Here is a 12,994-nt window from a genome sequence, read left to right as displayed (position 1 = left end):
CGCGGGCATTGACTGTCCGAATGGAGGCATTTCCGGTGCCGCGCCTCGCCATGGACGCGGCAGACCCCACCGCCGCGTGTCTGCCGCAGCGCCCGCACGCCGTTCGACCGGCGTCCGAACGCGAGCGGCTGCTGACCCGTGCGCTGCTGGACCTGGCCTCGCCGGCGGACCGGGAGCCGGCCGCGCACGCCGCTTCCCTGATCGAGTACGTACGGCTGCTGGGCGACGAGCCCGCCCCGGACGCGCTGGCCGTACTGGCCGGCCGGCCGCCGGTCACCGCCGGTTCCGGCCCCCGCGCCGAGCTGCTGTGGGAGCTGGAGGAGCGGCTGGGCGAGGGCCCGGTGCGGGACACGCTGGCCGGCGCCCCGGCGGACGAAGTGCCGCTGGAGGCCGCGGCGGCCGCCCGCTGGCCGCGGTTCACCGCGGGGGCGCGGGAGCTGGGAGTCCGCCGGGTCAGCAGGGTGCCGCTGGCCGATGTGGCGCACGAGGACGGGCCCGGCGGCACGCGGCCGGGGGTCCCGCTGGGCGCGCTGGTGCTGTACCACGACGTGGCCACGCCCCCGCCGGCGGAACGGTCGGCGCCGGTGCCGGCGCTCGCCGACGCCGCGGCGCTGCACCTGCGGCACCGGCGCACCCGTGACCACGCCCGGCAGCTGGAGCAGGCGCTGCGCAGCCGGATCGTCATCGAGCAGGCCAAGGGCGTGCTCGCCGAGCGGTTCGGCTACCCGACGGACGGGGCGTTCGCGGAGCTGCGCCGGTACGCCCGTGCGCACCAGCGCAACCTCCACGACCTGGCGCGCTCCGTCGTGGACGGCACGGCGCCGCCGCCGTTCCGCAAGGAAGCCCGCTAGCGGTCCTCCTTGAGCAGGTCGGCGCACTTCTCGCCGATCATCATCGTGGTGATGCACGGGTTGACCGTGACCAGCTCCGGCATGACCGAGCCGTCCGCGACGCGCAGCCCCTGGATGCCCTTCACACGCAGCCGGGCGTCCAGCGGCGCCATGGCGTCGTCGTCGGCGCCCATCCTCACCGTGCAGGCCGGGTGGTAGACGGTGTTGTGGGTCTTGGCGATGTAGTCCAGCAGCTCGTCGTCGGTGCGCACGTCCGGGCCCGGGGCCAGCTCGGCGCCCGCCCAGTCCGCCAGCGCCGGCTGTGCGGCGATCTCCCGGGCGAGGCGCAGCCCGTACGTCATCACCCGTACGTCGTGCTCGTGGGTGAAGTAGCGCGGGTCGACCTTCGGTTTGTCGCGGAAGTCGCGGGTGCGCAGCCGGACCGTGCCGCGGGAGCGGGCGCGGGTGACGTTCGGGGTGAGGCAGAAGGCGTTCTCGGAGGTCGGGTAGCCGTGCCGGGCGGTGTTCAGGTCGAACGGCACCGAGCCGTAGTGGAACATCAGGTCCGGCCGGTCCAGCCCCGCTTCGGTGTCGGCGAAGATGCCGATCTCCCACCACTGGTTGGAGCTGGTCACCATGGGCTGCTTGGCGTCCCACATGATGACGCCCTCGGGGTGGTCCTGGAGGTTCTCGCCGACGCCGGGCGAGTCGACGAGGACGTCCACGCCGGTCTCGCGCAGATGGGCGGCCGGGCCGATGCCGGAGAGCATCAGCAGCTTGGGGGTGTCGATGGCGCCGCAGGAGACGATCACTTCACGGCGGGCACTGACGGTACGGGTGTGGATCAGGTCGGGGTCGAGGTAGGTGGCGCCGGTGCAGCGGCGGTGTTCGTCGATCAGCAGCTGCTTGGCGCGGACGCCGGTACGCACTTCCAGGTTGGGGCGGCGGCCGAGGATCGGGTGGAGGTAGGCGACGGAGGAGGACTGCCGGATGTTGTTCTCGTCGGAGTTGATCTGGAACCAGTTGGCGCCGCGGAGCACGGTCTCGCCGGTGTTGAACGGGGTGGTGGGGATGCCCTGTTCGGCGCAGGCGGCGAGCAGCGCCGTGCCGCAGGGGTCGGCACCCTTGATGGTGCGCAGGGTGACGGGGCCCGAGCGGCCGTGGTGGTCGCCGGGCGCGTCGTTGGACTCCAGCCGCCGGTAGAGCGGGAAGGTGTGCTCCGCGCCCCAGCCGGTACAGCCGGCGGCCTCCCAGCCGTCGAGGTCCTCGGCCGGGGCCCAGAAGGCGATACAGGAGTTGTGCGAGGAACAGCCGCCGAGGACCCGGGCGCGGGCGTGCCGCATGAAGCTGTTGCCGCTCGCCTGGGGCTCCACGGGGTAGTCCCAGTCGTACCCGGACTCCAGCAGGCCCATCCAGCGTTCCAGCCGCAGTACGTTGTCGTCGCCGACGTCGGAGGGGCCCGCTTCCAGTACGCACACCGTCACCGAGGGGTCCTCGCTGAGGCGGGCGGCCACGACGTTGCCCGCGGTGCCGCCGCCGACGATGACATAGTCGAACTCTTCAGTGGACATGGGTGGGGGTGCTCCTTGTGGTGTCGGGACCGGCTTCCTTCAGCGCCGCGTGTTCGGCGAGCACGCCCGTACGGTGGCGCTGGATCAGCCAGTAGTACGCGAAGCCGCCGAGCGCGACGGCGCCCACGAAGAGGACGGCGCCCCAGCGCAGGTACCAGTGGTGGGGCGGGGCCGCGTTGTAGACGGCGTCGCGGGGCCAGGCGAGGTTGACGATCATGCCGGCGCCCCACAGGACGGCGAGGACGTTGACGGGCAGGCCCCAGCGGCCGAGGGTGAAGCGGCCGGGCGCCGGCTGCCAGCGGCCGCGCAGCCGGGCGATCAGCATCGGCGTGGTGACCAGCAGATAGGCGCCGTAGATCATGATGATGCCGATGCTGGTGACGACGGAGAAGATCTGCGGCTGGCGGATGTTGATCAGCAGTACGGCGAGGGAGAGCACGCCGACGATCACGGCGGGCAGTACCGGGGTCTGGAAGCGCGGGCTGACCCGGGCGAGCAGCGAGGCTGCGGGCAGGTTGTTGTCGCGGGACATCGCGAAGGCGAGCCGGATGGCGGCGGTGTGGACGGCCAGCGCGCAGACCGTGACGGCGATCAGGACGCACCAGAGCATCGCCTTGCCGACGGTGTCGCCGAGCACGTCCAGGACGACGTACTGCAGCCCGTCGGTGGCCAGCCCCTTGCCGTCCAGGCTGCGCACGCTCATCAGGGCGAGCAGCAGGATCAGCCCGCCGAGCACGAAGGAGGCGAGCAGCGCGCGGAGGATGGCGCGGGGCGCGTTGCGGGAGGGGTCCAGGGACTCCTCGCCGAGCGAGGCGGCGGTGTCGAAGCCGTACATGACGTAGGCGGAGGCGAGCGAGGCGGTGAGGAAGGCGCCGAGGTAGCCGAAGCTCTGGCCCGTCCCGGTGTGGTGGGTCTCCATCACCACGTCGGGCCCGCGTACGACGTGCACGGCGAGCAGCACGATCAGTACGACGGTGGCGATCAGCTCGATGAAGACGCCCGCGGTGTTGATGCGGGCCATCAGCTTGACGCCGAAGGCGTTGACGAGGGTGGTGAAGAGGATCAGTACGGAGGCGAGGAGGACGCCGTTGGTGGCGATGTCGTAGCGCCCGGTGCCGTCGCCGACGAACTGGAAGGCGGCGGAGATCTGCGGGAGCGTGAGCTGGTAGGCGAGGGCCACGGCGGACAGCGACACGATCGAGGCGACCAGCATCATCCAGCCGGCGAGCCAGCCGACGTGCGGATTGCCCAGCCGTTTCGCCCAGTTGTAGACCGAGCCCGCGACGGGGTGGCGCGCTGCCAGCTCGGCGAAGGACAGCGCGATCATCAGCTGGCCGACGAAGACCATCGGCCAGGACCACCAGTAGGCGGGACCGCCGTGCCCGAAGCCGAAGTAGAAGAGCTGGAAGGTGCCGGTGAGGATGGAGATGTAGCTGATGCCGGCGGCGAAGGTGTGGAAGTTGCCGAGAGTGCGTTTGAGTTCGGGGCGGTAGCCGAACTCGGCGAGGCCGTCGTCGTCCTGTGCCGGTGGTGCGTCCTGCGGTGGTCTTTCTGCTCGGGGAGCCGTCAAGAGCGTTCTCCTCAGTCGGATCAGTCGAACCAGTGGAGCGCCTTCGGGGCGGTGTTGCGCCAGACGTGCTTGGTCTCGCGGTATTCGGCGAGGCCGCTGGGGCCGAGCTCGCGGCCGGTCCCGGACTGCTTGAAGCCGCCCCACTCCGCCTGCGGCAGGTAGGGGTGGAAGTCGTTGATCCATACGGTGCCGAGCCGCAGCCGGGCGGCGACCCGGTCGGCGCACGCCGGGTCGGTGGTCCACACGGCGCCGGCCAGCCCGTACACGGTGTCGTTGGCGAGCCGTACCGCCTCGTCCTCGTCGGTGAAGCGCTCGACGGTGAGGACCGGGCCGAAGGACTCGTCGCGGACCACGGACATGGCGGAGGTGCAGTCGTCGAGGACGGTCGGCAGGTAGTGGAAGCCGTCCGCGAGGTCCGGATCGTCGGGGCGGGCGCCGCCGCAGCGCAGCACGGCGCCCTCGGCGAGCCCGGCGGCGACGTACGCCTCGACCTTCTCCCGGTGCGCCGCGGAGATCAGCGGGCCGGTACGGGCCTCCGGGTCGAAGGGCCCGCCGAGCCGGATCTCCCGGGCCCGGCGCACCACCTCGTCGACGAAACGGTCGTGCAGGGAGTCCTCGACCAGCAGCCGGGCGCCGGCCGAGCAGACCTGCCCGGAGTGCAGGAAGATCGCGGTCAGCGCGTAGTCGACGGCCGTCTCGAAGTCGGCGTCGGCGAAGACGATGTTGGGGTTCTTGCCGCCGAGTTCGAGCGCGACGCGCTTGACGGTGGCGGACGCCGCGGCCATGATCCGCCGCCCGGTGGCCAGGCCGCCGGTGAAGGAGACCAGGTCCACGTCGGGGTGGTCGGTGAGCGGGGCGCCCGCCTCGGGTCCGGTGCCGAGGACGAGGTTGGCGACGCCGTCCGGCAGCCCGGCCTCGGCGAGCAGCCGCATCAGGTGGATCGCGGTGTGCGGGGTGAGCTCGCTGGGCTTGAGTACGAAGGTGTTGCCGGCGGCGAGGGCCGGGGCGACCTTCCACGCGGTCTGCAGCAGCGGGTAGTTCCACGGCGTGATCAGCGCGCAGACGCCCACCGGCTCGTGCACGACGCGGCTGTCGACCGTGGCGCTGCCCGCGTCGACGGCCCGGCCCGCGTCCCCCTCCTCGGTGATCAGGCGGCCGAAGTACCGGAAGCAGGCCGCGATGTCGTCCATGTCGAGCTCGCTCTCCACCAGCCGTTTGCCGGTGTCGAGTGATTCGGCGCGGGCCAGGACCGCCCTGTCGCGCTCCAGGAGGTCGGCGACCCGCAGCAGTTTGGCGCCGCGCCGGGCGGCGGTGGTGTGCGGCCAGGGTCCCGTGTCGAAGGCGCGCCGGGCCGCGGCGACGGCCCGGTCCGCGTCTGTACCGTCGCCCTCGTCGACCACCGCGACCAGGGTCTGGTCGGCAGGGCAGCGGATCTCGCGGGTGCCGCCGGCGGCGGCCGCCTGCCACCGCCCGTCGATGAACAGCTCAGGCACGCTTCTCCTCCAGCTGCTCGGTGACCCACTGGTGGAAGGCGCCGATGTGGTGCTCGCTCGGTACGAGGACGCCGCCGTCCCGGTACGCGCGCGAGTCCATCGCCGGCTGGGTCCGCTCGCACGCCTCGAAGTCCTGGCTGTTGACGCGGTGGAACAGCTCGACGGAGGTGGAGATGTCGGCGCCGGACTCGATCACCTCGGGGAGGTAGAGCCAGTCGCACTCCACGACCGTGCGGTCCGCGGCCATCGGGAACATCCGGTGGACGATGACGTGGTCGGGCACGAGGTTGACGAAGACCTGCGGCCGGACGGTGATCGCGTAGTACCGGCGGTCCTGGGTCTCCGCGATCTCCGGGAGCCGGCCGAAGCCGCCCTTGCCGTCGACCGTGAAGCCCTCGGCCTCCGGGGCGAACTCGGCGCCGTGCCCCACGTAGTACTGGGCGGCGAACCCGTCGGCGAACTCCGGGAGGACGTCGGTGAGTTCGGGGTGGATGGTGGCGCAGTGGTAGCACTCCATGAAGTTCTCGATGATGAGCTTCCAGTTGGCCGCCACGTCGTAGGTGATGCGCTTGCCCAGGGCCAGGCCCTCGGTGCGGTACCGCTCGATGGAGGCGGCGTCGCCGAGCCGCTCGACGGCCGCGCCGATCACGGTGTCCTCGAAGGAGGGCGGCTCGTCGGCCAGGCAGACCCAGGCGTAGCCGAGCCATTCCCGCAGCGGGACGGTGACCAGGCCGCGTTCGGTGCGGTCGATGTCCGGCATCTTCTGCAGGTTGGGCGCGGCGACCAGCTTGCCGTCGAAGTCGTAGGTCCAGGCGTGGTACGGGCACTGGAGGTTGCGGCGGGCCTCGCCGGACTCCTCGGTGCACAGGCGGGCGCCGCGGTGCCGGCAGATGTTCAGGAAGGCCCGCAGTTCGCCGCGGCGGTTGCGGGTGACCAGGACGTTCTCCCGGCCGACCTGCACGGTGCGGAAGGCGCCGGGCTTGGCCAGGTCGGCGCTGCGCACGGCGCAGAACCACAGGCGCTCGAAGATCTTCTCCTGCTCCTGCCGGAAGGTCTCCGGGTCGGTGTAGGAGGTGCCGGGCAGGGTGGCGATCAGGCTGCTGGTAGGGGCGAGTTCGGGCGTGGTCGTCATGTGCGTCTCCTCAAGCGAACTACTTGTGCCAAGCGCTACTTGCGGATGCGGGTCATGCCCGGGTCGAACAGCGGCTCCTCGGCGACGGTCGCGGGGATCTTCGCGCCGAAGTACTCCACGTGCACGGCGGTGCCGGGGACGGCGGCCGCGGCCGGCAGCCAGGCGTAGGCGACGCACCGGCCGACGGTGTAGCCGTAGGAGGCCGAAGTGACGTAGCCGACGGGCGCGCCGTCCACATACACCGGCTCCTTGCCGAGGACCACGGCGGCCGGGTCGTCGAGGGTGAGGCAGGTCAGCTTGCGGCGGGCGGTCTCCGCGCTCCGGCCCTCCAGCGCCGCGCGCCCGAGGAAGTCGCCCTTGGCGGGGCGGACGGCGAAGCCGACGCCCGCCTCGTACGGGTCGTGCTCGGTCGTCATGTCGTGGCCCCAGGCGCGGTAGCCCTTCTCCAGCCGGAGGCTGTTGAAGGCGGACCGCCCGGCCGCGATCACGCCGTGCTCCTGCCCGGCTTCCCACAGCGTGTCCCACAGGCGCAGGCCCAGGTCGGCGGTGGTGTACAGCTCCCAGCCCAGCTCGCCCACGTAGCTCAGCCGCATCGCGGTGACGGGGACGTGCCCGAGGTAGGTCTGCTTGGCCTTGAAGTAGCCGAAGCCCTGGTGCGAGAAGTCGTCGCGGGTGAGCGGCTGGACCAGGTCGCGGGCGAGCGGGCCCCAGACGCCGATGCAGCAGGTGCCGGAGGTGATGTCGCGGATCTGCACCCCTTCCGGGGCGTGCCGCAGGAGCCAGTCCAGGTCGGAGCCGCTGTTGGCGCCGACCTGGAAGCGGTCGGGCGCGAGCCGGGCCACGGTGAGGTCGGAGCGGATGCCGCCCGTCTCGTCCAGCAGCAGCGTGTAGGTGACCGCACCCGGCTTCTTGTCGAGCTGGTTGCTGGTCATGCGCTGGAGGAAGGCGAGCGCGCCGGGCCCGGTGACCTCCAGGCGGCGCAGCGGCGTCATGTCGTACAGGGCGACCTTCTCGCGCGTCGCCTTCGCCTCGGCCGCGGCGATCGGCGACCAGTAACGGGCCGACCAGGCGTCCCGCTCCGGTAGCTCGATGCCCTCGGCGAGCGGGGCGTTGGCCTCGTACCAGTGCGGGCGCTCCCAGCCGCCGCCCTCCAGGAAGTACGCGCCCAGCTCCTGCTGGCGGGCGTAGAAGGGGCTGACCCGCAGCGGGCGGGGCTGCTCCATGGGCTGGAGCGGGTGGATGACGTCGTAGACCTCGACGAAGTTCTGGGCGCCGCGGTCCTCGATGTACGCGGGCGAGCGCTGGGCGTCCTCGAAGCGGTACAGGTCGCACTCGTGAACGTCGATGTCGGGGCGGCCGTCGGTCATCCACTGGGCGACGGCGCGCGCGACGCCCGCGGAGTGGGTGACCCAGACCGCCTCGGCGAGCCAGAATCCGCGCAGGTCACGGGATTCGCCGAGGACGGGCATGCCGTCGGGGGTGAAGGAGAAGACGCCGTTGAAGCCCTCCTCGACCGCGGACTCGCCGAGCGCGGGGAGCAGTTCGACGCTGTCCTGCCAGCTCGGTGCGAAGTCCTCCGCGGTGAAGGGCAGCGAGGACGGCATGACGGGCGCGTCGTCGAAGGCGGGCACGGCGGCGGGGTCGACGGGCATCGGGCGGTGCGCGTAGGAGCCGATGCCGATGCGGTCGGTGTGTTCGCGGTAGTACAGGTCGCGGTCCTGGAACCGCAGGATCGGCTTGCTCGCCTCGGTGCGCGGGTCGTTGACGCCGTCGAGCTCCGGGAGCGGCGCGGTCTTGGCGTACTGGTGGGCGAGCGGCAGCAGCGGCACGTCCACGCCGGCCATCTTTCCGATCACCGGGCCCCAGAAGCCGGCCGCGGAGACGACATGGTCGGCGGGGAAGGTGCCGCGGTCGGTGACGACGCCGGTGACCCGGCCGTCCGCGCGCTCGATGCCGGTGACGGTGTGCCGCTCCAGGAAGCGGGCGCCGCGCTGCTCCGCGCGGGCGATCTGCGCGCGGCAGGCGAGGACGGCGCGGGCCAGGCCGTCGTCGGGGGTGTAGAACCCGCCGAGCACCCGGTCCTCGTCCAGCATCGGCCAGTACTTCTTGCACTCCGCCGGGGTGATCAGTTCGCCGCGTACGCCCCAGGAGGCGGCCAGCCCGGCCTTGCGGTGCAGGTCGGCCCAGCGCTCGGGGGTGGTGGCGAGCTCCAGCCCGCCGAGCGGGTTGAAGCAGGACAGCCCGTCCACTTCGAGGGAGTTGAACTTCTCGACGGTGTACGAGGCGAACGCGGTCATGGTCCTGGAGGGGCCGGTCTGGAAGACCAGCCCGGGGGCGTGCGAGGTGGAGCCGCCGGGGGCCGGGAGCGGGCCCTGTTCGAGGACGGTGACATCGCGCCAGCCGCGCGCGGTCAGTTCGTCGGCGAGCGAGCAGCCGACGATGCCGGCGCCGATCACGACCACGCGGGCATCGGTGGCGGGTGTGCGGGACATGCCCCTCCTTCGGGTCAGGCAGGAAGTTCCGGGACTGGCGTCCCTCAGAGGACGACCACGGAGCGCAGGACGCGGCCGCCGCGCATGGTGTCGAAGGCGGCCTCCACCTCGTCCAGGGAGATCCGCTCGGTGACGAAGGCTTCGAGGTCGAGCAGCCCGTAGAGGTACTGGTCGATCAGGTCGGGGAAGTCGCGGCTGGGCAGGCAGTCCCCGTACCAGGAGGACTTGAGGGCGCCGCCGCGCGAGAAGAGATCGCTGAGCGGGATCTCGACCTTCATGCCGGGCTCGGGCACGCCCACCTGGACCAGGGTGCCGGCGAGGTCGCGCATGTAGAACGCCTGCGTGTACGTCTCCGGGCGGCCCACCGCGTCGATCGCGAGGTCCACGCCGAAACCGTCCGTCAGGGCGCGCACCGCCTCGACCGGGTCCGTGCCGCGGGAGTTGATGATGTGGGTGGCGCCGAACTTCTCGGCCCGGTCGAGTTTTCTGTCGTCGATGTCGATGGCGATGACCTTGCGTGCGCCGTTGAGGCAGGCGCCCGCGATCGCCGCGTTGCCGACGCCGCCGCAGCCGATGACCGCGACCGTGTTGCCGCGCCGCACGTTTCCGGTGTTCACGGCCGCGCCGTAGCCGGCCATCACGCCGCAGCCGATCAGGCTCGCGGCCTCGGGGCGGGCCGCCGGGTCGACCTTGACCGCCTGCGCCGCGGCGACCAGCGTCTTCTCGGCGAAGGCACCGATGCCGAGCGCCGGGGTCAGCGGGGTGCCGTCGAGCAGCGTCATCGGCTGGGCGGCGTTGCGCGAGTCGAAGCAGTACCAGGGGCGGCCGCGGCGACAGGAGCGGCAGGTGCCGCAGGGCGCGCGCCAGGCGAGCACCACGTAGTCGCCGGGCAGCAGGTCGGTGACGCCGTCCCCCACGGCCTCCACCACCCCGGCCGCCTCGTGCCCGAGCAGGAACGGGAAGTCGTCGCCGACCGCGCCTTCCCGGTAGTGCAGATCCGTGTGGCAGACCCCGCACGCCTGCACGGAGACGAGCGCTTCCCCCGGGCCCGGGTCCGGCACCAGAATCTGCTGCACCTCGACCGGTGCGCCCTTTTTCGTCGCGACCACAGCACGGACTTCGTGTGGCATGCCCCTACCCCTCAGTGTTGCGCACTGCACGACTCGTTGCGCGATGAGAGACATACTGGGAACGCCGTCTCGGCGCCGTCAAGGGGTGCGAGTTAACCCTTGGTAAAAGCGCCGGTACTGATCGCAGACAAGGCAGCGGGGCCGGTCGGCACCGGCCCCGCATCGTTCCTGCGTACGGTCGAACCGCCTAGTCGGCGGGGGTCAACTCCCGTATCCCATGCGGCGGGACAATTCCTGGGCCGCCTCGACCGTGCGCTTGGCGACCTCCGGGATGCGCTCGGGCTCCAGCCGGTACGCGGGCGCCGAGACGCTGATCGCGCCGATCACCTGGCCGTCGTGCGCGCGCACCGGCGCGGCGACCGCGTGCAGCCCGAGCTCCAGCTCCTCCATCGCCACCGCGAAGCCGTTGCGCACCACCTCGGCGAGCTGGTCGCGCAGCTCGGCGACGGAGGTGATGGTCCGCTCGGTGAGCCGCGGCAGCTTCCGGGCGAGCGCGGCGTCCTGCACCGGGCCCGGCTGGAACGCCAGCAGCGCCTTGCCGCTGGAGGTCGCGTGCAGCGGGGTGCGGCGGCCGAGCCAGTTCTGCGCGGTGACCGAGGCCGGGCCGCGGGCCTGCATGATGTTGACCGCCGCGCCGTTGTCCAGCACCGCGATGTTGGCCGTCTCGCCCAGCTCGTCGGCGAGCAGCCGGCACATCGGCGCGCCCTCCTGCGAGATGTCCAGCCGGACCGCGGCGGCGCCGGCCAGCCGCAGCACCCCGGCGCCGAGGTAGTACTTGCCGCGCTCCTGCTCCTGGGAGACCAGCCCGCGGTTCTCCAGCACGCCGAGCAGCCGGAAGGCCGTCGACTTGTGCACGCCGAGCTCGTCGGCGACCTCGGTCACCCCCGCCTCGCCGTGCCGGGCGAGGATCTCCAGCACGGTGACCGCACGGTCCACCGACTGCACGGAACTCCCCGCTCCGCGGGGTGATTTCTTCGCTGACCTGGCCTCCGACGTGTCCTTCGCGCTGTCCGTCATCCGATCTCACCACCTGGCGCGACCCGATGCGGGCCGGCATCTGAAGGGAGGCGCTTGACGCGCGGGCTCCCGGCTTGGATTCTGTTGCGCAGAGCGCTTCGCCGTGCGCATCGCGGAACTCAACTATACCGAACAGTAAGAGGGGTGCCCCGTGATTCCCGTCTGCCACCTCAATGACCTGCCCGCAGGCGAGTCCGTACGCATCGACACCGCACCTCCGATCGCCGTCTTCAACGCCGACGGCGAGATCTACGCCATCGACGACACCTGCACCCACCAGGACGCCTCGCTCGCCGACGGCTGGCTGGAGGGCTGCCTGGTCGAATGCCCGCTGCACGCCGCGTCGTTCGACCTGCGCACCGGCGCCCCGACCTGCCTGCCCGCCCGCCGCGCCGTCCGCACCCACTCCGTCACCGTGGAGGACGGCATGATCTACGTGCGCCACGCCGCCGAGGAAGGCAACGCCGCATGAGGACGGTCACCGTCGTCGGAGCCTCGCTGGCCGGACTGTACGCCGCGAGAGCGCTGCGCTCCCAGGGTTTCGAGGGACGGCTGATGATCGTCGGGGACGAGTGCCACCGTCCGTACGACCGGCCGCCGCTGTCCAAGGACTTCCTCAAGGGCACGACCGGGCAGGACGACCTCGCACTGGCGGACGCCGAGGAGGTCGCCGAGCTGGACGCGGAGTGGCTGCTCGGGACGCGGGCCGCCGGGCTGGCCGCCGACGGCCGGTCGGTGCGGCTGGCAGGCGGCCGGTCGCTGGCCACCGACGGGGTGGTCGTCGCCACCGGCGCCACCCCGCGCCGGCTGCCGGGGCCCGAGCTCGCCGGGGTGCACACCCTGCGCGGCCTCGACGACGCCCAGGCGCTCCGCGCCGACCTGGCCGCCGGGCCGGTGCGGGTCGTGGTGATCGGCGGCGGCTTCATCGGCGCCGAGGTCGCCTCTTCGTGTGCCGCGCTCGGTCATGAGGTCACGGTCGTCGAGGCCGCGCCGCTCCCGCTGCTGCCGCAGCTCGGCGAGGAGATGGCCGGGGTCTGCGCGGGGCTGCACGGTGATCACGGCGTCACCCTGGTCGCCGGTACGGGCGTCGCCGCGCTGAAGGGCGAGCCGGGCGGCCGGGTCTCCGGTGTCGAGCTGGCCGACGGGCGGGTGCTGCCCGCCGACACCGTCGTCGTCGGGATCGGCGTCCGCCCGAACACCGACTGGCTGGCCGGCTCCGGGCTGGCCCTGGACGACGGGGTGGTCTGCGACGCCGGGTGCGTGACCGCGCTGCCGCACGTCGTCGCGGTCGGCGACGTGGCCCGGGTCGACGGGTCCCGTACCGAGCACTGGACCAGCGCGACCGAACAGGCCGCCACCGCCGTCCACAACCTGCTCGCGGGCGAGACCCTCCTGGCGCATCGCGCGGTGCCGTACTTCTGGTCCGACCAGTACGGCGTCCGCATCCAGTTCGCCGGACGGCGGCTGCCCACCGACACCCTGCGAGTGCTCGACGGCTCCCCCGAGGACCGCAGCTTCCTCGCCGCGTACGAGCGCGACGGCCGCACCACCGCGGTCCTCGCCCTCAACCGCCCCCGCCCGTTCATGAAGCAGCGCCGCGAGCTGATGCGGGCCGCACAGCCGGTGGCGGGCTGACCGGCCGGTCGCCGACCGACCGCGCGTGCCGCGGCCCCCCACACGAGGGGGCGGGCCACCCCAAACCCTGCCAAATACCCCAGGAATACCGGCCATGGCGCCCCCGGTTACGACCCCCCCGGGG

10 protein-coding genes are annotated in these 12,994 nt (G+C 72.3%); 3 read left to right on the top strand and 7 right to left on the bottom strand.

Annotated features, from left to right (window positions below; genetic code table 11):
* Window positions 1-20 precede the first annotated feature (20 nt).
* The gene (locus tag ABT381_RS18620; protein WP_351595079.1) at window positions 21-851 is read left to right on the top strand and encodes an ANTAR domain-containing protein; all 831 of its coding nucleotides are present in this window, start codon (window positions 21-23) and stop codon (window positions 849-851) included.
* Here the strand turns inward: ABT381_RS18620 and ABT381_RS18615 are convergent.
* The 7 genes from ABT381_RS18615 to ABT381_RS18585 all read right to left on the bottom strand — a co-directional run bounded on the left by ABT381_RS18615 (window position 848) and on the right by ABT381_RS18585 (window position 11,235).
* Window positions 848-2,401 carry a GMC family oxidoreductase gene (locus ABT381_RS18615; RefSeq protein ID WP_351595076.1) on the bottom strand — a complete coding sequence of 518 codons (1,554 nt, stop codon included), beginning with the start codon at window positions 2,399-2,401 and terminating at the stop codon, window positions 848-850. The genes ABT381_RS18620 and ABT381_RS18615 overlap by 4 nt on opposite strands.
* Window positions 2,391-3,971, bottom strand: a complete 1,581-nt coding sequence (locus tag ABT381_RS18610; RefSeq protein WP_351595073.1) for an APC family permease — start codon at window positions 3,969-3,971, stop codon at window positions 2,391-2,393. The genes ABT381_RS18615 and ABT381_RS18610 overlap by 11 nt, the downstream gene beginning before the upstream one ends.
* A gap of 20 nt (window positions 3,972-3,991) precedes the next feature.
* Window positions 3,992-5,464 (bottom strand): aldehyde dehydrogenase family protein, encoded by a 1,473-nt coding sequence (locus tag ABT381_RS18605; RefSeq protein ID WP_351595070.1) that lies wholly within the window; start codon window positions 5,462-5,464, stop codon window positions 3,992-3,994.
* On the bottom strand, window positions 5,457-6,596 hold the full coding sequence (locus ABT381_RS18600; RefSeq protein WP_351595067.1) for an aromatic ring-hydroxylating oxygenase subunit alpha: 1,140 nt from the start codon (window positions 6,594-6,596) through the stop codon (window positions 5,457-5,459). The genes ABT381_RS18605 and ABT381_RS18600 overlap by 8 nt, the downstream gene beginning before the upstream one ends.
* 35 nt (window positions 6,597-6,631) lie before the next feature.
* Complete coding sequence (locus tag ABT381_RS18595) at window positions 6,632-9,088, bottom strand: GcvT family protein (protein WP_351595064.1); 2,457 nt, start codon at window positions 9,086-9,088, stop codon at window positions 6,632-6,634.
* Between the two features lie 44 nt (window positions 9,089-9,132).
* The gene (locus tag ABT381_RS18590) at window positions 9,133-10,218 is read right to left on the bottom strand and encodes an S-(hydroxymethyl)mycothiol dehydrogenase (protein ID WP_351595061.1); all 1,086 of its coding nucleotides are present in this window, start codon (window positions 10,216-10,218) and stop codon (window positions 9,133-9,135) included.
* Between the two features lie 201 nt (window positions 10,219-10,419).
* Window positions 10,420-11,235, bottom strand: a complete 816-nt coding sequence (locus ABT381_RS18585) for an IclR family transcriptional regulator (protein ID WP_351595058.1) — start codon at window positions 11,233-11,235, stop codon at window positions 10,420-10,422.
* A gap of 151 nt (window positions 11,236-11,386) precedes the next feature.
* Between ABT381_RS18585 and ABT381_RS18580 the strand changes: the two genes are divergently transcribed.
* Window positions 11,387-11,707 (top strand): bifunctional 3-phenylpropionate/cinnamic acid dioxygenase ferredoxin subunit, encoded by a 321-nt coding sequence (locus tag ABT381_RS18580; protein ID WP_351595055.1) that lies wholly within the window; start codon window positions 11,387-11,389, stop codon window positions 11,705-11,707.
* Window positions 11,704-12,870, top strand: a complete 1,167-nt coding sequence (locus ABT381_RS18575) for an NAD(P)/FAD-dependent oxidoreductase (RefSeq protein WP_351595052.1) — start codon at window positions 11,704-11,706, stop codon at window positions 12,868-12,870. The genes ABT381_RS18580 and ABT381_RS18575 overlap by 4 nt, the downstream gene beginning before the upstream one ends.
* The last annotated feature ends 124 nt before the right edge of the window (window positions 12,871-12,994 follow it).

This window comes from Streptomyces sp. NPDC000151 (assembly GCF_040301705.1).
GTDB lineage: Bacteria > Actinomycetota > Actinomycetes > Streptomycetales > Streptomycetaceae > Streptomyces.
Note: the sequence above shows the minus strand (reverse complement) of the source record. Positions and strands in the feature narration are given on the sequence as shown.